Source organism: Pseudomonas sp. Irchel s3b2 (genome assembly GCF_900187445.1).
In the GTDB taxonomy this organism is placed as follows: domain Bacteria; phylum Pseudomonadota; class Gammaproteobacteria; order Pseudomonadales; family Pseudomonadaceae; genus Aquipseudomonas.
Genome location: NZ_FYEB01000002.1, coordinates 191,859 through 211,685, shown reverse-complemented (window position 1 = coordinate 211,685; position 19,827 = coordinate 191,859). Strand labels below are relative to the sequence as shown.

Annotated in this window: 21 protein-coding genes; 9 read left to right on the top strand and 12 right to left on the bottom strand. The window is 59.8% G+C overall.

From position 1 onward, the window contains the following. Nucleotides 1-275: 275 nt before the first annotated feature. From CKW20_RS07805 to CKW20_RS07790, 4 genes are read left to right on the top strand one after another with little or no spacing between them, the layout of a single operon-like run. Nucleotides 276-1,670: a COG3014 family protein gene (locus tag CKW20_RS07805; protein ID WP_095052422.1), complete on the top strand. Its 1,395-nt coding sequence runs from the start codon at nt 276-278 to the stop codon at nt 1,668-1,670. A 15-nt stretch (nt 1,671-1,685) separates the two neighbouring features. Continuing rightward, nucleotides 1,686-2,057, top strand: coding sequence for a YcfL family protein (locus CKW20_RS07800; protein WP_095052421.1), 372 nt, complete (start codon nt 1,686-1,688; stop codon nt 2,055-2,057). A 39-nt stretch (nt 2,058-2,096) separates the two neighbouring features. Then, nucleotides 2,097-2,684 (top strand): penicillin-binding protein activator LpoB, encoded by a 588-nt coding sequence (lpoB, locus tag CKW20_RS07795; RefSeq protein WP_095052420.1) that lies wholly within the window; start codon nt 2,097-2,099, stop codon nt 2,682-2,684. 3 nt (nt 2,685-2,687) lie between these two features. Continuing rightward, a complete protein-coding gene (locus tag CKW20_RS07790; RefSeq protein WP_095052419.1) occupies nt 2,688-3,431 on the top strand; it encodes a penicillin-binding protein activator LpoB in 744 nt (247 codons plus the stop codon). Between the two features lie 161 nt (nt 3,432-3,592). Here the strand turns inward: CKW20_RS07790 and CKW20_RS07785 are convergent, their stop codons facing one another. The 3 genes from CKW20_RS07785 to CKW20_RS07775 form a co-directional block, all read right to left on the bottom strand. Beyond that, nucleotides 3,593-4,225: a LysE family transporter gene (locus tag CKW20_RS07785; protein WP_095052418.1), complete on the bottom strand. Its 633-nt coding sequence runs from the start codon at nt 4,223-4,225 to the stop codon at nt 3,593-3,595. A gap of 253 nt (nt 4,226-4,478) precedes the next feature. After that, nucleotides 4,479-5,060 (bottom strand): mechanosensitive ion channel family protein, encoded by a 582-nt coding sequence (locus CKW20_RS07780; protein ID WP_095052417.1) that lies wholly within the window; start codon nt 5,058-5,060, stop codon nt 4,479-4,481. Further along, nucleotides 5,060-6,970, bottom strand: coding sequence for an ATP-binding cassette domain-containing protein (locus tag CKW20_RS07775; RefSeq protein ID WP_095052416.1), 1,911 nt, complete (start codon nt 6,968-6,970; stop codon nt 5,060-5,062). Before CKW20_RS07775 ends, CKW20_RS07780 begins: the two co-directional genes overlap by 1 nt. 50 nt (nt 6,971-7,020) lie before the next feature. Between CKW20_RS07775 and CKW20_RS07770 the strand changes: the two genes are divergently transcribed. Continuing rightward, nucleotides 7,021-7,485 (top strand): TIGR02444 family protein, encoded by a 465-nt coding sequence (locus tag CKW20_RS07770; RefSeq protein WP_095052415.1) that lies wholly within the window; start codon nt 7,021-7,023, stop codon nt 7,483-7,485. Here CKW20_RS07770 and CKW20_RS07765 read toward each other — a convergent pair. Beyond that, nucleotides 7,482-8,582 carry an AlgP family protein gene (locus tag CKW20_RS07765; RefSeq protein WP_095052414.1) on the bottom strand — a complete coding sequence of 367 codons (1,101 nt, stop codon included), beginning with the start codon at nt 8,580-8,582 and terminating at the stop codon, nt 7,482-7,484. The two genes, CKW20_RS07770 and CKW20_RS07765, sit on opposite strands and share 4 nt — an antisense overlap. A 192-nt stretch (nt 8,583-8,774) precedes the next feature. Between CKW20_RS07765 and CKW20_RS07760 the strand changes: the two genes are divergently transcribed. Beyond that, nucleotides 8,775-9,440, top strand: coding sequence for an FKBP-type peptidyl-prolyl cis-trans isomerase (locus tag CKW20_RS07760; RefSeq protein WP_095052413.1), 666 nt, complete (start codon nt 8,775-8,777; stop codon nt 9,438-9,440). A 72-nt stretch (nt 9,441-9,512) separates the two neighbouring features. On the opposite strand, the gene CKW20_RS07755 is transcribed toward CKW20_RS07760, so the two are convergent. The 7 genes from CKW20_RS07755 to CKW20_RS07725 form a co-directional block, all read right to left on the bottom strand. Next, nucleotides 9,513-9,971 (bottom strand): Rsd/AlgQ family anti-sigma factor, encoded by a 459-nt coding sequence (locus tag CKW20_RS07755; protein WP_007899333.1) that lies wholly within the window; start codon nt 9,969-9,971, stop codon nt 9,513-9,515. Nucleotides 9,972-10,150: 179 nt separating this feature from the next. Further along, the gene (locus CKW20_RS07750; protein WP_095052412.1) at nt 10,151-10,702 is read right to left on the bottom strand and encodes a disulfide bond formation protein B; all 552 of its coding nucleotides are present in this window, start codon (nt 10,700-10,702) and stop codon (nt 10,151-10,153) included. A gap of 354 nt (nt 10,703-11,056) precedes the next feature. Then, nucleotides 11,057-12,295, bottom strand: a complete 1,239-nt coding sequence (locus CKW20_RS07745) for a heme biosynthesis protein HemY (protein WP_095052411.1) — start codon at nt 12,293-12,295, stop codon at nt 11,057-11,059. Continuing rightward, a complete protein-coding gene (locus CKW20_RS07740) occupies nt 12,292-13,434 on the bottom strand; it encodes a uroporphyrinogen-III C-methyltransferase (protein WP_095052410.1) in 1,143 nt (380 codons plus the stop codon). Before CKW20_RS07740 ends, CKW20_RS07745 begins: the two co-directional genes overlap by 4 nt. Nucleotides 13,435-13,450: 16 nt before the next feature. Next, complete coding sequence (locus CKW20_RS07735) at nt 13,451-14,218, bottom strand: uroporphyrinogen-III synthase (RefSeq protein WP_095052409.1); 768 nt, start codon at nt 14,216-14,218, stop codon at nt 13,451-13,453. Next, entirely contained in the window at nt 14,215-15,156 is a 942-nt protein-coding gene (gene hemC / locus CKW20_RS07730; protein ID WP_095052408.1) for a hydroxymethylbilane synthase, read from the bottom strand. The genes CKW20_RS07735 and hemC overlap by 4 nt, the downstream gene beginning before the upstream one ends. A gap of 127 nt (nt 15,157-15,283) precedes the next feature. Continuing rightward, nucleotides 15,284-16,030: a LytTR family DNA-binding domain-containing protein gene (locus tag CKW20_RS07725; protein WP_007899317.1), complete on the bottom strand. Its 747-nt coding sequence runs from the start codon at nt 16,028-16,030 to the stop codon at nt 15,284-15,286. A 460-nt stretch (nt 16,031-16,490) separates the two neighbouring features. Here CKW20_RS07725 and argH point away from each other — a divergent pair, with 460 nt between their 5' ends. Beyond that, nucleotides 16,491-17,885, top strand: coding sequence for an argininosuccinate lyase (argH, locus tag CKW20_RS07720; protein WP_095052407.1), 1,395 nt, complete (start codon nt 16,491-16,493; stop codon nt 17,883-17,885). A 111-nt stretch (nt 17,886-17,996) separates the two neighbouring features. Here the strand turns inward: argH and CKW20_RS07715 are convergent, their stop codons facing one another. Next, complete coding sequence (locus tag CKW20_RS07715; RefSeq protein WP_095052406.1) at nt 17,997-18,656, bottom strand: glutathione S-transferase family protein; 660 nt, start codon at nt 18,654-18,656, stop codon at nt 17,997-17,999. Between the two features lie 125 nt (nt 18,657-18,781). Between CKW20_RS07715 and CKW20_RS07710 the strand changes: the two genes are divergently transcribed. Further along, nucleotides 18,782-19,066: a hypothetical protein gene (locus CKW20_RS07710; RefSeq protein WP_095052405.1), complete on the top strand. Its 285-nt coding sequence runs from the start codon at nt 18,782-18,784 to the stop codon at nt 19,064-19,066. Between the two features lie 309 nt (nt 19,067-19,375). Beyond that, nucleotides 19,376-19,621 carry a TIGR02647 family protein gene (locus tag CKW20_RS07705; RefSeq protein WP_030129110.1) on the top strand — a complete coding sequence of 82 codons (246 nt, stop codon included), beginning with the start codon at nt 19,376-19,378 and terminating at the stop codon, nt 19,619-19,621. The last annotated feature ends 206 nt before the right edge of the window (nt 19,622-19,827 follow it).

Here is a 19,827-nt window from a genome sequence, read left to right as displayed (position 1 = left end):
CACTCAAGCTTTGTTGTGTTTGGATTTTTGTGATGACGACCCACAGTCGGTTGCTTCAGGTTTGCAACAAGTAATGGCACCACCCTGAAAATGTGCAATTAAAAAGCCATTACATAGCCATCATCCCTGTCTATAATGCCGCGCCATCGTTATTGCAATTCGGCATTTAAGCTCCTCTTCTTATGAGGAATTGGCAGGACGCCAGTCTCCCTGTCGATAGGTCCCAACAGCCCGACCAGCACGTGGCTGCTTATATTCAGGGAAGACGTACCCCTATGGCATTCCGTGCCCCAATCTTGATCGCGCTCAGCGCCGTCACGTTGCTTTCCGGCTGCTCGGCCTTTCGTAACTACGACTCGGAACTTGCACAAACCAATCAGCAACTGGCTTCCGGCAACATCGACGCCGCATTGACCCTGCTGGAAAAGAACAACACCAGCAAAGACAAAGACCTGCTCTATTACTTCGAGAAAGGCGAACTGTTGCGCGCCAAGGGCGATTTGTCCGGCAGCCAGAACGCCTGGACCAGTGCCGATCAGGTGGTGGGCAAGTGGGAAGACGCGGTCAAGCTCGACACCGCCAAGTACCTGGCTCAATTCGGCAGCTTCCTGGTCAACGACAAGGTCCGTCGTTACGAAGGCTATGACTACGAAAAAGTCATGCTGACCACCCAGATGGCCCTCAACCTGCTGGCAGTGAACGACTTCGACGGCGCGCGCACCGCAATCAAGAAGACTCACGAGCGTGAAGCGGTAATTGCCGACCTGCGCGACAAGGAATACCTCAAGAGCGAAGAGCAAGCCGAGAAAGAAGGCGTCAAAACCCAGTACAAGGATCTTCAGGGTTATCCGGTGGCCAGCCTTGACGCGCCGGAAGTGGTCAGCCTGAAAAACAGCTACCAGAGTGCGTTCAGCCATTACCTGGCCGGCTTCGTCTATGAAGCCCTGGGTGAAAAAGATCTGGCGGCGCCAGGTTATCGCAAGGCCATCGAACTGCTCCCGAACACGCCGCTGCTGGAACAGGCACTGGTGAATCTCGACAAACCCGTCAAGGACGAGGACAGCGACATCCTGATCGTCGTGCAAAGCGGTCTGGCGCCGTCCCGCGACTCGATCCGCATTCCGCTGCCATTGCCAATCAGCAACAACGTGGTGATCACGCCGCTGTCGTTCCCGGTCATCAAACCGGATACCTCCACTGCCGCCTTCGCCCAGATCGGCGTAGACGGTCAGCAGCTGAACCTGACCCAACTCAACAGCACCACTGCCATGTCCCGTCGCGCGCTGCGTGATGACATGCCGGGCATCATCCTGCGCACTACCGTGCGGGCAATCACCCGTGGCGTGGCACAGAAGCAGATCAACGAAACCAACCCGCTGGCGGGCCTTGCGGTGGGCATCACTTCAGCCGTACTCGAAGGTGCCGATACCCGTACGTGGCGCACGCTGCCGGATAACACTCAGGTGGTGCGTCTGCGTTTGAAGAAAGGCGAGCACCACGTCACGTTGCCGAGCGCCGTGGGTGGCTCAGTGGTCAAGGTCACCGTCGATAAGCGCTTTCAAGTCATCACCCTGCGCGCCGTGGGCAATCAAGTATTCGCCAGCGGCCTGGCTGCGCACGTGATCCCGAGCGCCAACCCGACCACCGTGGCCAGCCTCAAACAACCTTAAGAACGGAGTCTTTGCATGCGCTTCAAATTCATCCCTGTCGTCGCCCTGGCCTTGCTGGCCGGCTGCGCCACCCCGCCACCGCCGGAGCCAGGCAGCGCTGCCAGCAAGGTCGTGGCCATGGGCAAGCTCAAGAACATCGTGGTCGGCGCCATGCGCGTGGCCCGGGAAAACGGTTTTATGACGGTCAATGCGCAGCTGAGCAACACCAGCTACAACAACAAAACCTTCTACTACCGTTTTGCCTGGCTCGGCCCTGAAGGCTTCCCGGTTGCCGAAGAGGAAACCTGGAAAAGCCAGATGATGTACGGCGAGCAGACCCGTTTCATTCAGGCCATTGCGCCAACCGCCAAAGCCGTGGATTTCCGCCTCGAAATCAAAACGCCTTAAGCCCGATACCCTATTCGTTCAGTTCTAGAGAGCATTCCCATGTTTGCACGCTTTTCGTTCATCGCCGTCATCGCCCTCCTGGCCAGCGGTTGCGCCAATACTTCGCCAACGCTGGGCAGCAAAAACATCAGCTACGGCGACACCAAAGCCGTGGAAACCGTGACCAACGAGTTCGGTTCTACTGACCTGCAGATGATCGCAGAATCCATGACCCGCTCCCTGGCCCAGTCCGGCATCCTGCAAGGCCGTCCGGTGGTTCAGGTCTACGACGTGAAGAACAAGACCAGCGAGTACATCGACACCCGCGAAATCACCACCAGCATCAAGACCCAGCTGATGAAAACCGGCGTTGCCCGCTTCGCCAGCGACAACACTGCGATGCAGAGCCAGGTCGACCAGCTCAAGCTGCAAAACCAGAGCGGCCTGTACAAGAAAAGCACCGTGGCCAAGACTGGCAACATGATCGCTGCCCGGTATCGCATCGAAGGCTCGATCAGCTCGATCGTCAAGCGCAGCAGCGATTACAAGGATGTCTTCTACAAATTCAGCCTGCAATTGATCGACGTTGAAAGCGGTCTGGCCGAATGGATGGACGAAAAAGAGATCCGCAAAACCACGGAGCGTTAAGCGATGCGCGCATGGATTGGCATGATGGCCCTGGCTTGTGCGTTCAGCGTGCAAGCGGCCCCGAAAGTCGCGGTGACGGATCTGGCGTATCGAGAGCGAGTGGAGCAATACATCCACATCGTTTCGGCACAGAGCAATTTCCAGGCGAATCACTACAGCGCCAGCGGTTCTTCGAGTTACAACGAAATCGAAGCAACCAGCAGCTACATCGAGCAAGGCGAACTGCGTAAATTCACCGGCGACATCAAGGGCGAGATTTTGCGCACCGGCATGTTCCAGCTGGTGCAGGGCACGCCTTACACGGCATCGTCCAAAGGTGACGTGTATGACGTGATCAAGCGGATCAGGGCCGGCAGTTTCAAGGGTGCCGACTATGTGCTGTTCGGCACCGTGTCGGACATCGATTTCACCCGCGACACGACCGAGCTGGCCAACACCGACAGCTATTCGGCGGTGCTGGGGCTGACGCTGGTGGCGGATTTCAGTCTGATCAACACCAAGACCTATGAGATCACCTCGGCCTTCACGGCGATGGGTGAAGGTCAGGACACCAAACTGGTGAATGGTCGGGATATCAGGATTTCGCTGAACCGCCCACGGGTGGTACGTGATGTGTCAAAGGCTCTGGGTGAGGATGTGGCTGCGCAATTGAGCCAACAGCTCGGTGACGGTGGCTATGAGCAGCCGAGACAAGCCCCATTGCGCAATGACCCGCCGCGGGATACGGCGCCGGTGATTCTGCACTGAGTAGGCTCTGATCGTTCCCACGCTCCGCGTGGGAATGCAGCAGCCAGGGACGCTCTGCGTCCCAAAGAGCCGAACGCGGAGCGTCCGTTGAGGCATTCCCACGCAGAGCATGGGAACGATCAGGCGACCTGAAGAGGTCGCCTTTTTTGTGCCTGAAGGTTTTACACCGCCGCTTTACGCAGGGTCGCCATGAACGCCGCCGCGCCAATGAACAACCCGGCAAAGGTACGGTTCATGCGTTTTTGCTGTTTGGGCGTACGCAGCAAACGCAGCACCTTCGCCGCCAGCCCGGTGTAGCCGGCCATGACGATCAGGTCGACACAGATCATGGTCACGCCGAGGATCAGGTACTGGGCCACCAGCGGTGCATGCGGATCAATGAACTGCGGCAGCACCGCGAGCATGAACACCAAGGCCTTGGGGTTGCTGACATTCACCAGAAAACCGCGGAAGACCAGCGCCATCGGCTTGCCGATCTGCCGTACGGCTGCGTCGTCGCTCATTTCATTGGGCAGCGCGCGCCATTGCTTGACCGCGAGATAGACCAGGTAGGCCACGCCGAACCATTTGATCGCATAGAAAGCCGTGGCAGAGGCCGCAAGGATCGCACCGACACCGGCAGCGACAATCGCAATCTGCAACGCCAAGCCCAGTTGCAGACCCAGGGCGTTCCAGTAACCGCGCCAGAAACCGTAGCGCAAACCGCTGGACATCGACGCAATGGCGCCGGCACCGGGAGAAAGACTGATCACCCAGCAGGCGGCAAAAAATGCCAGCCATGTTTGAAGCAACATCACACACCTCGACCCTGACTCGTGACAGACGTCTAAGCTAATGCGCCTTTGGGCTGATGACTACCGATTTTTGCAGGACATGGCGACTGCCGACCAGTGTTTATGGCTTGAAGGGCCCATCGTCTGACGGACCGCCATCGCGAGCAAGCTCGCTCCTACAGGGTTTTGGTCTGATCACAAACCTGTAAACCGACCCAAAAAAACTGTGGGAGCGAGCCTGCTCGCGATGGCGATATGGCAGGCAACAGAAGGCTTACTTCTCGAACCCGTTCGAAGGAAACACATCCGTACCGCGCCAGCGTCGAACCGAGCGCTGGAAGAACAGGCTATTGGGCACTTGCACCATGGCGCTGCCGGTACCGAGTTCTTCGGCTTCGATCAGCGTGGTGTAGAGCAGATTGATCGCCACCACCCGGCCTTTGACGCCGGGCTTGTCGGTGGTATCCACCAACTCGACCACATCACCGATACGAAATGGGCCGACGGTAAAGATCAGAATCGCGCAAAGCAGGTTGGACAGCACGCTCCACATGGCGAAGAACGCCACAGCGGCTACCGCCACGAAACCGGACAACGCCGTCCAGAGCACTGTGGCCGACACGCCAAGGCGCTCCAGCACAAAGATCAGCGCACTGCCCATGATCAGCCAGCGCAAACCGCCGCGCAGCGGCATGAAAAACTGCGGCGGAAACGGGTAGCGCTCGCCCAATCGAGTCAGGCATTTAGCGACGACGCGCTGGGCAATATAACCGGCCAGCAGAATCAGCAGGATTTGCACGACCAACCAGAGCGGTTCGACCCACATCGCCGGCAACGGCAACTTGAAGGCATCCATCAGGACAGCGCCTCCAGCTCCGCCTGCATGCTTTCCAGCAGTTCCAGCGCTTCCATCCAGGCTTCTTCCAGTTCGGCTTCACGCACCTTCAGCTTGGCCTGCTCAGCCAGCAGATCACGCAAGTCGTTCTTGCGCATCGGTTCATACATGTCGCTGTCGCCAAGACTGGTATCGATCTTCGCCAGCTTCTCGTGCAGCTTGCCCAACTCGGCTTCAAGCTTGTCGGCCTCGCGCTTGTGCGGTGCCAACTGCTGACGCAATGCAGCAGCGGCCTGGCGCTGGGCCTTCTTGTCGGTCTTGTCCGGATTGACCGGAGTGTTGCTGACCGGGGCATTGCGTTGACGGTATTCGACCAGCCAACGGGCGTAGTCTTCCAGGTCGCCGTCGAACTCCTCGACCTTGCCGTCTGCCACCAGATAGAAATTGTCGGTGGTGCTTTTGAGCAGGTGGCGATCGTGTGAGACCACCAGTACCGCACCACTGAATTCCTGCAGGGCCATGGTCAGCGCCAGACGCATTTCCAGATCCAGGTGGTTGGTCGGTTCATCGAGCAGCAACAAGTTCGGTCGATCCCAAGCGATCAATGCCAAGGCCAGACGCGCCTTCTCACCGCCGGAGAAATTCAGCACCGGCTCATCGATACGCGCGCCGCGGAAGTCGAAACCACCGAGAAAGTCGCGCAGGGCCTGCTCACGCTCGGTCGGCGCCAGGCGCTGCAAGTGCAGCAACGGGCTGGCCTTGGAGTCGAGGGAATCCAGCTGATGCTGGGCGAAGTAGCCAACGACGGTGTTTTCACCGCGCGTCAGGCGACCAGCCAACGGTTCGAGTTCACCGGCGAGGTTTTTGATCAGGGTCGATTTACCCGCGCCGTTCGGGCCGAGCAAACCGATCCGCGCGCCAGGAGTCAGTTGCAGCTTGACCTTCTCCAGCACGGCTTTGTCGCCGTAACCCAGACGAGCATCCGACAGGTCGATCAGCGGACTGGAAATTTTCGTCGACTCGCGGAAGACGAAATCGAACGGCGAATCGACGTGCGCGGCGGACAACTCTTCCATCCGCTCCAGCGCCTTGATCCGGCTCTGGGCCTGACGGGCCTTGGTGGCCTGGGCCTTGAAGCGGGCGATGTAGCTTTCCATGTGCGCACGTTGCGCCTGCTGCTTCTCGTAGGCCTGTTGTTGCTGGGCCAGACGTTCGGCACGGGCGCGCTCGAAGGCGCTATAACCACCGCGATACAGGGTGATCTTGCGTTGATCGACGTGGGCTACGTGATCGACCACGGCATCGAGGAAGTCCCGGTCGTGGGAAATCAGCAGCAAGGTGCCGGGATAGCTTTTAAGCCACTCTTCGAGCCAGATGATGGCGTCGAGATCCAAGTGGTTGGTCGGTTCGTCGAGCAGCAACAGGTCCGAAGGGCACATCAAAGCCTGCGCCAGGTTCAGACGCATCCGCCAGCCACCGGAGAAATCTCCTACTTGCCGATCCATCTGCTCGTTGGTGAACCCAAGGCCGGCCAGCAGCTTTCGAGCCCGAGCGTCGGCGGTGTAGCCGTCGGCGCTGTCGAGTTCCGAGTGCAAGCGGGCCTGAGCGGCACCGTCATGAGCCGCTTCGGCTGCGGCGAGGTCGCGTTGCACCTCGCGCAGACGCAGGTCACCATCGAGCACGTAGTCGACCGCCAGGCGTTCGAGCGTCTCGATTTCCTGACGCATGTGGGCGATGCGCCAGTCGGCCGGCAGGAAGCAGTCACCCGAGTCCGGGTGCAGTTCGCCACGAATCAAGGCGAACAGGCTCGATTTGCCGGCGCCGTTGGCACCGATGAGGCCGGCTTTGTGGCCGGCGTGCAGGGTCAGCTCGGCGTCTTCTAGCAGACGTTGCGGGCCACGCTGTAAAGTCAGGTTCTGAAGTCGAATCATAATGGCGGCGGAGTCTACCAGCTTCGCTCGCAACTGGCGCGAGTAGCACTATGTCCTCTGACCTGTGGAGCTTTTCCCTTGACACTTACGCCCGTCCCGGCGTTGAAGATGCCTGCCTGAAATTGCAATCGGCAGGCGTGAATGTGTGCCTGCTGTTGTGCGGGTTGTGGCTGGAAGAACGTGGAGTCACCTGCAACAAACAACGCTTGCAGCTGCTTCGTGATGTAGCCGGGCCTTGGGACACGGATGTCGTGCAACCGTTGCGCGCCTTGCGCCTGCAATGGAAAGCCGGCGCTAGCGAGGATGCCGGGCTGAATGATTTGCGCGAACAAGTAAAATCACTGGAGATGGAAGCCGAACGACATCTCTTGTCACGGCTGGAACGATTGGCACAGAGTTGGCCGCAGTGTGAGGAGACCGAACGAACGGCCTGGCTCGAAGGTATGGCGGCAGGTGCCGCCAACCTGAACCGCGACGCGCTGCATCAGCTGCGCGTCGCGGTAACCGGCACTTAGGAAGCGCTGGTTGGGGTGGTGCTCGACGGTGCGGCTGGCGTTGGCGCAGACGTGGTGGTCGAGGTGGTTGCTGCAGGTGCGGGCGAAGCCGAGGAGGCCGGGGCCGGAGTTGCTGGCTTGATCGCTGGCGCAGCAGCCGGTTTGGCAGCGGCGACGGGCTTTTTCACGGCCGGTTTTGCAGCTGGCTTGGCTGCTGGTTTTGCAGCGGTTGGTTTGACGGCAGTGGCTGGCTTGGCAGCAGCGGCCGATTTCGCAGCAGCAGTTTTGGCAGCCGGTTTCGCGGCGGGTTTGGCCGCAGCTTTTGCAGCGGGTTTCGCAGCAGGCTTGGCTGCGGCGGTTTTAGCCGCGACAGGTTTGGCGGCTGGCTTGGCAGCCGGTTTCGCGGCGGCAGTTCTAGCGGCTGGCTTGGCAGCCGGTTTAGCCGCTGGTTTTGCCGGTGCAGTTTTTGCAACGGCGGGTTTCGCAGCTGTTTTGGCAGCAGTTGTTTTAGCAGCAGCTGGCTTGGCGGCAGGTTTGGCAGCCGTCGTTTTAGCCGCTGGTTTCGCAGCACTGGCAGCGACTGTTTTTTTCGCCGCCGGTTTTGCGGCTGGCTTGGCGACGGCTTTCACCGAAGCTTTGGCAGCAGGCTTGGCCGGTGCTTTTGCAGCAGCTGGTTTGGCCGCGGCTTTCTTCGCAGGTGCCGCAGCTGGCTTGGCCGAACGCAGGGACAACGCCTTGCCGACAGCCTCTTGGACACGACCGACACCTTGGGCCAGTTTCAGGCTTTCTTGAGCGTCGCGTTTGAGTTGCAGGATGTAGCTGCGCGTTTCGGACTGGCGACCCTTGAGGGCATCGAGCAAGTCCTCAAGTTCTTTCACCGCCTCTTTGGCCTTGGCTTGCGCCTTGGCTTTGCCGGCCGCCGCAGCGTCCTGCAATTTGGTCCGGGATTTGTGCAGTTTTTCCTGCGCTTTTCCGCGCTGCTTTTCCAACTTGGCGAGCAGTTTTTCAGCATCAGCCAGAGCTTGGGAACAAGCGTTTTCCAAATGCTCGAGCAAGCTGCCCGAGAGTTGTTGGAGTAAGTGCAACGGAGTATTTACTGGCTTCTTGGTGGCCGACATGGTTTACCTCCTGGCTGGCGTGAATGCGGCTCATACTAGACCTCTGCTGCAAGCGCCGCTAGGGCATGTTGACAGTATCGAAAGCACTCCGTTGCAACAGAGCAAAAAAGTTCTGCACTCAGGTAAAACCAGTTCACCTTCGAGCGCATTCCCACTGGCATAATCCTGCGCATCTCAGGTCGGAGAGTGCCCATGTCGCGCTACTTTTTTTTATCGCTGTGCGTGTTTTTTTCTACAGCCCAGGCCGCCGAAAAAACTGCCGCAAATGACGCTCACGACCTCGCTTACAGCTTGGGCGCAAGCCTTGGCGAACGCTTGCGCCAGGAGGTTCCGGACCTGCAACTTCAGGCCCTGCTCGAAGGTTTGCAGCAAGCCTATCAAGGCAAGCCGCTGGCACTGAAAGATGAGCGGATCGAACAGATTCTGGCCGAGCATGAGGCCCGGATTGCCATGCAATCACCTGTACCGCAAAGCGAATTGGCTTTGGAAAGCGAGCGACGTTTTCTCGCTGAGGAAAAAGCCAAACCCGGTGTTCGCGAACTGGCAGATGGAATATTGCTGACGGAGCTCACTTCAGGCACCGGCGCCAAGGCGGGTCCGAGCGGCAAGGTCCAGGTGCTGTATATCGGACGCCTGCCTGACGGCTCAGTGTTCGACCAGAACAGCCAGCCGCAGTGGTTCAGTCTTGATAGCGTAATCAGCGGATGGCGCAGTGCGTTGCAAAACATGCCGGTCGGCGCGAAATGGCGCCTGGTGATTCCATCGGCCCAAGCCTATGGTGCCGACGGTGCCGGCGACTTGATCGCGCCGTTCACGCCGCTGGTATTCGAAGTTGAATTGCGTGGTGCTACAAGCTGAAAACCGGAAACGAAAAACGGCGCGCATTGCGCACCGTTTCTGGTTTCTTGGGAGGAGTCTTGCGAGAAGGGCTCAGGCCTGAACCGAATCCTCTTCCTTGTGAGCGGTGTGCAGCACTTCGATCAGGCAATCTTCCAGTTCGAAGCGTTCGTGCAACAAGCCACCCAGCTCCTTGAATTTCTCCGCCACACACTTACCGGCATCACACAGGTCGTTGAACGCCAGCAGCTTCTCGGTGATGACGTCGATGCGCGGGTAAATCGTCTCGGCCAACTCCAGACCGCGAGTATCACCGAACGCCTTGGCTTCGCCGGTCAGCTGTTCGTAGATCTCGAAATGCCCGGCAGACACGTAGTCGACCAGCACACCGCAGAACTCCTGCAACGGTTTTCGGTTCTCGCCCAAAGCTTCGGGCTTGGCGCCAAGAGCGTCATAGGCCCGAACCAGTTCGTGACGCTCCTGCAACCAGCGATCGATCAGCAGATGCACTCCACCCCAACGTTCCTGAGCATTCTGACAACTTTCGAGCATGGTGATTCTCTCTTCCCTTGTGGGTCATGCTGCTCTACACCTGTCGCACACTTGAAGATCAAGAATCGACCAGGCAGAGCGTCATTCGAGCAACATAAATCCAATGACACGTGCGGGCCAGATTATGCCCGCGCGCCTATGGCTTCAAGGTACGCAGGAGATAAAGTTCATACAAGTGTTTAATCACCTGCCAGTACCCGGTGCGACGACTCGCCGCTGAGCGGTCGCTGACACGCGATCCAGACAAGGCGCAACAACTGATGCCCGCCCAGAATCATCATCGCAACGAAGAACAGCAGACTCCATTCCGGGATGCTCAGGTCGAACAGCGTCCAGGAAATTTCCGCGCAGTCGGCGGTTCCTTTGAACATGCGCTGCACGACACACAACCAGGGCGTACTGGCGAACAGATCGGCCAAATTGGGCGAGCATGCCGATAGCTGATGCACCGGATCGCTCTGCAACACCACTTGCCGCCATGCCGTGACGGTACCCGCCAGACTGCAAAGCAGACCCAGCAACCAATACAGGAAGGATCCAAACCGGCCAGGTCCCTGCACTGAAGCCGCCAGGCAGACACCCGTGAGCAGCGCCAGACAAACCCGCTGCAACAGGCACAACCCGCAAGGCTTGAGGCCGACCGCATATTCCAGGTAATAGGAAACGCCCAAGGCCAGGGCACCTGCAATGAAAACCATGAAAAACAAGGAGCGTGAGCAGGCCAAAGACATGGCTTTTCCGTAGCAGTGGAGACAGGCGGTTACGGTAGAGGAAAGCGCAGCAGCCTTTCAAGGCAGGCCACCACGGACACTTCAGCAGAAGTGTAGGGAATTCCCGACAGGGTCGAGAGGACTTGATGTAGTCCTTTGTAGGATTTTGTCGGCGAAGGGTTACAACGCTGAAACGGTGGTGGATTCGGAGCGATTCCCGCCCCTTGTAGCAGCTGCCGAAGGCTGCGTTCGGCTGCGCAGCAGTCGTAAAACAGGAACCACGGATTGGTCAGATGGATCGCGTTAAACGTATGACGACTGCTGCGCAGCCGAACGCAGGCTGCGCCAGCTGCTACATAGGTCCGACTCAGGAAATCAGGCGTGAGCCGGTACTGGCAATGGTGCCGCCAGCAAGCGCTCATCCAATAGACCCAAGCCCTCCTGGAACAGCTGATTACTGCGTTCGGTGTCACCCAGTTGCGCCAGCAACCGCGCCAGTTCGGCGCAGGCTTCAGGGTTGCGCTGCACCCGCAGACTGCTTTCCAGATAATCCCTGGCCTTGCCCCACAGACTGCTTTGCAGACACAAACGGCCCAACGTCAGCAACAGGCTCGGGTCGGCGGGATGATCCTTGAGCCAACCCTCGGCGATGTGCAGTTGCCTGGCCGGATCGCTGCCGCGAACCAGCCCGTACAAGCGCGCCAGATGGCTGTCGTATTGGCGCTTGAGGGCTGCACGCAGGATCTCTTCGGCCTCGACCTGCGCCCCCAATTGCCGCAACTGCTCGGCATAGGCCAACACCAGTTGCGGTTCCTGGCGTTGAGCGGCGGTGAGTTGTTGCCAGGCGCGATTGAGCGATTGCAACCCGACCGTTCCGTCCTCTTCCCGGTGCGCCGCCAACGAAAGATTCTCACCCCAGGCGCGACGCTCCAGTTCAGCCAGCTCGGTCGGTGGCAGCACCTTGTCCTTGCGTAACTCTGGCAACAAGCGAATCACAGCCGACCAGTCGCCCCGCTGCTGAAGCAAGCGCTGCAATTGGCGCAGGGTCTGGACATTATGAGGATGACGCTCGTGCATGGCTTGCAGGGTCACCAGCGCGCCTTCTGTATCGCCGCGGTCGGTCTGCAATTGGGCATGATTCAAGGCAATCGCCAGCTCGGCCTGAGGCTGTCGCTCCAGAGCGCGCTCCAGCAGGTTGTCGCTTTCCTCGTAGTGACCTTGTTCGTTCGCGGCACGGGCGGCACCGAGGTAATAGAGCAACGGCTGGCGCTCGGCTTCCGCCGCGCGATACAGATGACGCTGCGCACTGGCCCAGCGGCCCTCGGCCAAATCCAGCTGGCCATGCTCGATCGCCACTTGCACCCGTCGACTGCGATTGCGCCGCGACCATGGATTGACCACTCCACCGGAAGTCGTCACCAGCTCGACCAACGCCTTGATGCCCCAGAACACCAGCCACAGCACGACCACCAGAGCCAGGGTTGCCCACAGGCTCGATTCGTAACGGAAAGTTTTGTAGGCGATCAGCACGTAGCCGGAATGCTCGGCAATCGCCAGCCCCAGTGCGGCGGCAGCGGCGATGACCACGAACACGATCACATAGAGGCGCTTCATGGCGTTGCCTCCTGCAGAGTGCTTGCGGCAGGTTTGGCCAGCGGTTTCACCGAGTCCTCGGCGTTGACGTTGCGCCGCTCAAGGTAGGCCTGAACCGAACTCAACGTGCCGGTCAGATCCGGTGTGACCACCGTAACTGGCTGCTTGCTCAACTCGGCCACCTGCTCCAGCATGATTTTGCTCTGAGGGTTGTCCGGGTTGAAGTTGCCCTTGAGCACGTCCCGCGCTTCGGCCAGCGCCTGGGTGTAAACCGCGGCTTGTCCATTGAGCGCTGCCCATTGCGCCTGCTCCAGCGCCAGGCTCAGGGCCAGACGCACCTGGCTCAGGCTCTGCCCTGCCAGCAACGGCCGGACATTCTTGTCGGCGTTGAAATCGATGCGGATATAACGCGAGATCTGATCCCACCATTGCGCCCAGCGACTAGCACCGTCGCCATCGGCGGTCAGGCCCAGCAGGGACTCGCCTCGGTCCTTGTACTCAGGCGCCAGCTCGGTGAGATTGATCACTTGATCACGCAAGGCGCCGAGTCGCAGGAACAACCCGGTGCGATCCGGCTGTTCGGTACTGCGCAGGGCTACCAGGGTTTTGGCCACTTGCTCGCGGGCGGCAAACGCCCCCGGGTCGTTCTGTTCACGGAGAATCTCATCGGCCCCTTGCACCAGGGCCTGAGCGCTGCTGATGTCCTGCAACGCCGACAGACGCAGGCTGGCCAGACGCAGCAAGTGCTCGGCTTCGGCCAGGCGCCAGTCTTTGCGGCTCGCGCCGAGGACGGTTTCCAGGCGTTGATTCAGGCGTTGCTGATCGCCCTGAAGTTGAATGACCAGGCGACTGCGCGCATCGAGTTCCTCGGCCGCCGGCATTTGCTCCAGGCGAGCCGTCAGGCGTTGCTCGTTGAGCTTCAGGCTCTGCGCCTGATCATTCAACGCCTGTACCTGACTCAACTGCTGCTGGTTATTGGCTTGCAGGTGACGCACCTGCCAGACTCCCCAACCGCCCACTGCAACACCGGCAGCGCCCAACAGCAGCGCGACGATTGCCAACCCATTGCCTCGGCGCTGCTCAACAGCAGGTGGCGCAGTTTCTACCGGTGCATCGAGCACGGACCGGACGTCATCTTTAGGCAAGGCTGTTTCGCTCACGTATCCATCCTTTGCATTAGAAAACGGGCACGGGATGCTCCCGTAACGCCGCCAGCAAGGCCGCGGCACTGGCGCCGCGACAATCCACAACTGTTTGGGCCCCGGCGGCACGTGCCAACTCGGCGACCCTGGGGCTTGGAACAAACAACGGCAACCGCACCATGCTCGGCCAGGCATCGCCAGCCAATTGGTGCAGGTGCTCAAAACCCTGTCCACTGCTGACCACCAGCCCGTTCAAGCGTTCCGCTTCGATCCGGCCAGGCAGCGTTGCCGGCGGGTATTGCGGCAGACCGCGCCGGTACAACTCCAGATACTCGACACTAGCACCAAGCTCGCGCAAACGCTCAGCCAGCAACTCGCGCCCACCCTCCCCGCGCATGATCAGCACCCGTGGATCGGGTCGGGCGACAGCCTCGCGCAACGGCACAAGGTCAAGTAAGGCTTCGCTATCATCGCCGTCGACCGGGAAGCTCACATCCAGCCCATTATCCTCGAGGATCTGCGCCGTCGCCGCACCCACGCTGAACCACTTCAGACCCGGTGGTTGCGGCCAGTACTGGTTGAGCAGATCGACAGCGATTCTGGCGGCCGGTTTGCTGACCACGATCACCGCGCTATAGCTATCCAGGTTCTGAATCACTTCGCGCATTGTGTCAGAGGCTGGAATCGGCTCGATATCCAAAAGCGGCAAGCTGCTGCTGAAAACCCCCGCGTTGGCCAGCACACGGGCAAGCGCCACCGATTCATCCGCAGGGCGCGTCAGCAACAGGCGCCAGCCAGTCACTCGTGCCCTGCCTCGCCATAGACTGCTTTCAGAATGGCGTCGGCGCCCTGGCTCAGCAGGTCTTCGGCCACTTGCACACCCAAAGCTTCGGCATCGCCCCGTGACGCACGGGCTTCGGCGCTGAGCAGCAGGCCGCCGCCCGGATCACCCACCAAACCACGCAACCAGATCTGCTCGCCTTCAAGCACGGCGTAGCAAGCGATTGGTACCTGGCAACCGCCATTCAAATGTTTGTTGAGGGCACGCTCGGCGGTAACGCGAGTGGCTGTATCCGGATGATGCAACGGTGCGAGCAACGCATGAATTTCAGTGTCGGCGCTGCGGCACTCGATACCGACCGCGCCTTGGCCACCGGCCGGCAGACTGTCTTCGACGCTGATGGCCGAAGTGATGCGATCTTCGAAGCCCAGACGAATCAAACCCGCCGCAGCGAGGATGATGGCGTCGTATTCGCCGGCATCGAGCTTGGCCAGGCGAGTGTTGACGTTACCCCGCAGGAAGCGGATTTCCAGGTCCGGGCGGCGGGTCAGCAGCTGAGCCTGACGACGCAGGCTGGAGGTGCCGACGATGCTGCCTGGCGGCAACTCATCCAGGCTGGCGTAGGTATTGGAGACAAAGGCATCGCGCGGGTCTTCGCGCTCGCAGATGCAGAACAGGCCGAGGCCTTCGGGGAAGTCCATCGGCACGTCTTTCATGGAATGCACGGCGATGTCGGCTGCGTTTTCCAGCAGCGCGGTTTCCAGTTCCTTGACGAACAGGCCCTTGCCGCCGATTTTCGACAGCGGCGAATCGAGCAGCTTGTCGCCGCGACTGACCATGGGCACCAGCGTCACGAGCAGGCCCGGATGGGCCTCTTCCAGACGAGCCTTGACGTACTCGGCCTGCCACAGGGCGAGAGCACTTTTGCGGGTGGCGATGCGGATTTCGGGAGAGGACATGGATCAATCCGTACTGAATAGATACGGCAGATAATAACAGCTCAGCCAAATCCACTTTGACTTGTATCAGAAACTGCATGGCCTCCCTGGCCCTCAATGTCCGGTAACAGGGTAGAAATCCGCCCGATTAAAGCTGTTGCATCATTTTGCGTACGCCGGCCACATGGCGCCGGCTGACGATCAGGGCATCGCCGTTCAGACCTTTGAGGAACAGCTGGAAATGCCCCAGGGGCGTGCGTTGCAGCCGCTCGATGCGTTCGCGGGCAACCAGTGCGTTGCGGTGAATCCGCACGAAACGGTCGCCGAATTCGTCTTCGAGGGCCTTGAGTGGCTCATCGAGCAGCACTTCACCGCCTTCATGACGCAAGGTGACGTACTTGTGGTCGGCGATAAAGTAGACCACCTGACCCAGCGGAATCAGCTCGATGCCTTTTCGGGTGCGGGCGCTGATGTGGCTGCGCGGACCGCTACCGGTTTCGGCCGCGGGGCGAGTCAAGGCCGCGAGCTGGACGCGATTGGGTCGCTCGGCTTTCTTTAATGCTTCATGTAACTGTTCTGTGCGCACTGGCTTCACCAGATAGCCCACGGCGCTGGCCTGTAGGGCTTCCACGGCAAATTCATCGGGCCCGGTGCAAAACACCACGGCGGGCGGGGTTTCGCGTTCGCACAACCGTGCAGCCACTTGCAGGCCATCGAGGCCCGGCATGCGAATATCGAGCAGCACGATATCCGGTTTGTGACTGTCGATCAGTGCCAACGCCTCTTCGCCGTTCGTGGCGCTGGGCTCCAGGACATTGTATCCCTCGAGTTCGCCGACCATTCGGCTCAGGCGCTCGCGGGCCAGGGGTTCGTCATCAACGATCAGGACATTCATATTGCGCTGGATTCCTGCGTGAGTCTCGCACAAGGATAGCGTAGACAGGTGAAGTGACGTCCGTCACCGCGATCCACGCTAAGACTAGCGCGAGGGCCAAAAAGTGCCGCGAGACCGGCGGCTAAATTTTCATCTGCCGGGTGACCGACGGCCCAGGCCCGCACTGGCGAGGCATCGCCATAGGGTTTGCTGATACACAATATGAACACCCCTCTTCTCTCTATAGTCAGCTGCAGCATCGAGAAGTGCGCTGATCCTCTGTCCAACTGTAGACGGTTGCCGGGACGATATTGCTCAATTGAAAAATATCGTTGCGCAATTTCCGTATCGCCTGCTTCGTGCAGGGGTCGCACGATACTAAAAAACCTGTCGACCAGTGTCAGCGACAGGATTGGCAACCCTGTTATTATCCGCGTCAGCGTTTCACGCCATCTTTCTTCAAGCCGATACGAGCGAATTCATGAGCACTGACAAGACCAATCAGTCCTGGGGCGGCCGCTTCAGTGAACCCGTCGACGCCTTCGTCGCCCGCTTCACCGCCTCCGTCACCTTCGACCAGCGCCTGTATCGCCACGACATCATGGGCTCGATCGCCCACGCCAGCATGCTGGCCAAGGTCGGCGTGCTGACCGATGCCGAGCGCGACAGCATCATCGACGGCCTGAAAACCATCCAGGGTGAAATCGAGGCCGGCCAGTTCGACTGGCGCATCGACCTTGAAGACGTGCACATGAACATCGAGGCGCGTCTGACCGACCGCATCGGCGTGACCGGTAAAAAGCTGCACACCGGCCGCAGCCGTAACGACCAGGTCGCCACCGACATCCGCCTGTGGCTGCGTGACGAGATCGACCTGATCCTCAGCGAGATCACGCGCCTGCAACAAGGCTTGCTGGAACAGGCCGAGCGCGAAGCCGCCAGCATCATGCCGGGCTTCACTCACCTGCAAACCGCGCAGCCCGTGACCTTCGGCCATCACATGCTGGCCTGGTTCGAAATGCTCAGCCGCGACTACGAGCGTCTGGTCGACTGCCGCAAGCGCACCAACCGCATGCCGCTGGGCAGCGCCGCACTGGCCGGCACCACTTACCCGATCGATCGCGAATACACCGCTCAACTGCTGGGCTTCGACGCGGTCGGCGGTAACTCCCTGGACAACGTGTCCGATCGCGACTTCGCCATCGAGTTCTGCTCGGCCGCGAGCATCGCGATGATGCACTTGTCGCGGTTCTCCGAAGAGTTGGTGTTGTGGACCAGCGCGCAGTTCCAGTTCATCGATCTGCCGGACCGTTTCTGCACCGGCAGCTCGATCATGCCGCAAAAGAAAAACCCGGACGTGCCAGAGCTGGTTCGCGGCAAGACTGGCCGGGTATTTGGCGCATTGATGGGCCTGCTGACCCTGATGAAAGGCCAGCCGCTGGCCTACAACAAGGACAATCAGGAAGACAAGGAACCGCTGTTCGACGCCGCCGACACCCTGCGCGACTCGCTGCGGGCCTTTGCCGACATGATCCCGGCGATCAAACCCAAGCACGCCATGATGCGCGAAGCGGCATTGCGCGGTTTCTCCACCGCCACCGACCTGGCTGACTATTTGGTCCGCCGTGGTCTGCCGTTCCGTGATTGCCATGAGATCGTTGGTCACGCGGTGAAGTATGGCGTGGACTCCGGCAAGGATCTGGCAGAAATGAGCCTGGAAGAACTGCGCAAGTTCAGCGATCAGATCGAGCAGGACGTATTTGCCGTGCTGACCCTGGAAGGCTCGGTGAATGCCCGTGACCACATCGGCGGGACTGCGCCGGCGCAGGTCAAGAAGGCTGTGGCTCGCGGTCAGGCGTTACTCGCCAGCCGTTAAAAGCTTCGCGGGCAAGCCTCGCTCCTACAGGGGACTGTGTTTGTCCTTGTAGGAGCGAGCGGTGCGGCGATCCGACTTGCCCGCGAAGGCATTCTCAAGATCGTTACACGTCTACTTTTTGGACGCGATCATCTCCAGAAACGCTGGCATTGCCGCGTCCTTGTCCTTTGCGATCCGCTGCACATGCGGGTTCTGCTCCAGCCGCTCCAACAGCGCCCTGGCTGCCGGCATCTCGGCCAGCAGATCGATATCGAACAGCTTCTGCGCCACGGCACGCGCCAACGGCACGCTGTACAGAAAATACAGATCCGCCACGCTCAGACTGTCACCCGCCACATAAGGGGTGAACTTGCCGTGCCTGCCCAGCGAGGCAAACCCCAGCAGCAACTCGGCCTTGGTCTTTTCCTGGATAGCGTCCGGCACTGCCATGCCGAAAAACGCCGCGGGATAACAGGCGCGTCCGGGCAGTTCGATGTACAGCTCGATCTCCTTGGCCAAAGCCAGGACCTGCGCTCGCTCGAAAGGATCGCTCGGCAGCAGCGGCGTGCCTTTCTGGCTCTGCTCGAGGTACTCGAGAATCACGCTGGTTTCGTTGATGAAACCTTGTTCGACGCCCAGCACCGGAACCTTTCCACGCGGGCTGATAGCTAACGTTTCGGGGGTAGTGCCTGGGTAAAACGGCACTTCTTCAAACGGCAGCCCCTTCTCCAGCAACGCCAGCTTGGCCATGTTGTAGTAGTTGCTGACGCAAAATCCATAAAGCTTGAGCATTACATAGCCTCCAGGCCGTGCAGGGGGTTGGCAGCGCCAGTTATAGAACGCCCAGGCACTTCTTGCCAGCAGCATCACAGCGCTGAATGCGGGTAAACTGGCCGCCTTTCCTTGAGGAGCCTGCCATGAGCGAGCAAAACGATATCGATAGCGACGAAGAAGAGTTCGCCGAAAACACCCTGATCGAAGCCATCGAAAACCAGATCGAAAGCGACAACCCGCCAGCGGCCAAGGCGACCTTCAACAAGCTGACCCTGGTGGGTTACGAGCGTGAAGAAATCCTCAACCTGATGGCCCACGTGTTGGCGGTGGAAATCGACGCGATCCTCGAAGAAGACCGCGCGTTCAACACCGAATGGTACGAAGCGGCGCTGCGCGCTCTGCCAGAATTGCCGCCGGAAAAGAAATAACCCAACCCTGTCACGGGGCTTTTGTGGCGAGGGAGCTTGCTCCCGTTCGGCTGCGTAGCAGTCGCAAAGCTTTTGGGGCCGCTTCGCGACCCAACGGGAGCAAGCTCCCTCGCCACAGGTAAGCCCCCTCGCCACAGAAGCCCGCCTCCACATAGATTGTCACCAATCAGTACCGCCTTGCCCCAGACGCTGACTAAACTGGAAACCACCCCGAGGCGAAAAAACCCTGTTACGAGCACTGGACATGCCGCGCGAGTGGGATCACCTTAGGAGCGCTATCGTCTAATTCCTAGAAAGTCTGGAGTCCTTATGTCGCTTACCCCTGAGTTGGTTGCCGAACTGGAAATCCTCGCCCTCTTCAACCTGGACAGTTCCCAGGAAGGTTTGAAAATTCATCAGACCGCTGCCCCGAAAGCCATTGCCGCCGCCCAAAGACTGTTCGACAAAGAATTGATCACCCAGCCCGATGGCGGTTATCTGACCAGCCTGGGGCGTGACGCTGCACAAAATGTGCAAACCGTTCTAACCATTCTGTCCGTGCAAGAAACAGCCTGAATTCCACTGCATCGCTCGCGGAAAACCCCACCATGGGATTTCCGCGGGCATACTCGGTTTTTTGTTTGGTACCTCCCGTCACCCGGCGGCAGAACCCTGACACCGGAAATACAGAATCAGCCTGAAAGTGCCGGGGCCGAGGCGCTAAACTGCCCCTCACCCTAAGCCCTCCCACGTCCGAGCCCCGCGAGCCGGATTGAGCTGAC

Bases quoted from the DNA above. Each gene is read 5' to 3' on its own strand.
- lpoB (WP_095052420.1), top strand. From the start codon at position 2,097: ATGTTTGCACGCTTTTCGTTCATCGCCGTCATCGCCCTCCTGGCCAGC.
- hemC (WP_095052408.1), bottom strand. From the start codon at position 15,156: ATGTCCTCTCCCGAAATCCGCATCGCCACCCGCAAAAGTGCTCTCGCC.
- CKW20_RS07785 (WP_095052418.1), bottom strand. From the start codon at position 4,225: ATGTTGCTTCAAACATGGCTGGCATTTTTTGCCGCCTGCTGGGTGATC.
- CKW20_RS07770 (WP_095052415.1), top strand. From the start codon at position 7,021: ATGTCCTCTGACCTGTGGAGCTTTTCCCTTGACACTTACGCCCGTCCC.
- CKW20_RS07775 (WP_095052416.1), bottom strand. From the start codon at position 6,970: ATGATTCGACTTCAGAACCTGACTTTACAGCGTGGCCCGCAACGTCTG.
- CKW20_RS07760 (WP_095052413.1), top strand. From the start codon at position 8,775: ATGTCGCGCTACTTTTTTTTATCGCTGTGCGTGTTTTTTTCTACAGCC.
- CKW20_RS07725 (WP_007899317.1), bottom strand. From the start codon at position 16,030: ATGAATGTCCTGATCGTTGATGACGAACCCCTGGCCCGCGAGCGCCTG.
- CKW20_RS07750 (WP_095052412.1), bottom strand. From the start codon at position 10,702: ATGTCTTTGGCCTGCTCACGCTCCTTGTTTTTCATGGTTTTCATTGCA.
- CKW20_RS07765 (WP_095052414.1), bottom strand. From the start codon at position 8,582: ATGTCGGCCACCAAGAAGCCAGTAAATACTCCGTTGCACTTACTCCAA.
- CKW20_RS07715 (WP_095052406.1), bottom strand. From the start codon at position 18,656: ATGCTCAAGCTTTATGGATTTTGCGTCAGCAACTACTACAACATGGCC.
- CKW20_RS07800 (WP_095052421.1), top strand. From the start codon at position 1,686: ATGCGCTTCAAATTCATCCCTGTCGTCGCCCTGGCCTTGCTGGCCGGC.
- CKW20_RS07780 (WP_095052417.1), bottom strand. From the start codon at position 5,060: ATGGATGCCTTCAAGTTGCCGTTGCCGGCGATGTGGGTCGAACCGCTC.
- CKW20_RS07805 (WP_095052422.1), top strand. From the start codon at position 276: ATGGCATTCCGTGCCCCAATCTTGATCGCGCTCAGCGCCGTCACGTTG.
- CKW20_RS07705 (WP_030129110.1), top strand. From the start codon at position 19,376: ATGTCGCTTACCCCTGAGTTGGTTGCCGAACTGGAAATCCTCGCCCTC.
- CKW20_RS07710 (WP_095052405.1), top strand. From the start codon at position 18,782: ATGAGCGAGCAAAACGATATCGATAGCGACGAAGAAGAGTTCGCCGAA.
- CKW20_RS07790 (WP_095052419.1), top strand. From the start codon at position 2,688: ATGCGCGCATGGATTGGCATGATGGCCCTGGCTTGTGCGTTCAGCGTG.
- CKW20_RS07755 (WP_007899333.1), bottom strand. From the start codon at position 9,971: ATGCTCGAAAGTTGTCAGAATGCTCAGGAACGTTGGGGTGGAGTGCAT.
- argH (WP_095052407.1), top strand. From the start codon at position 16,491: ATGAGCACTGACAAGACCAATCAGTCCTGGGGCGGCCGCTTCAGTGAA.
- CKW20_RS07745 (WP_095052411.1), bottom strand. From the start codon at position 12,295: ATGAAGCGCCTCTATGTGATCGTGTTCGTGGTCATCGCCGCTGCCGCC.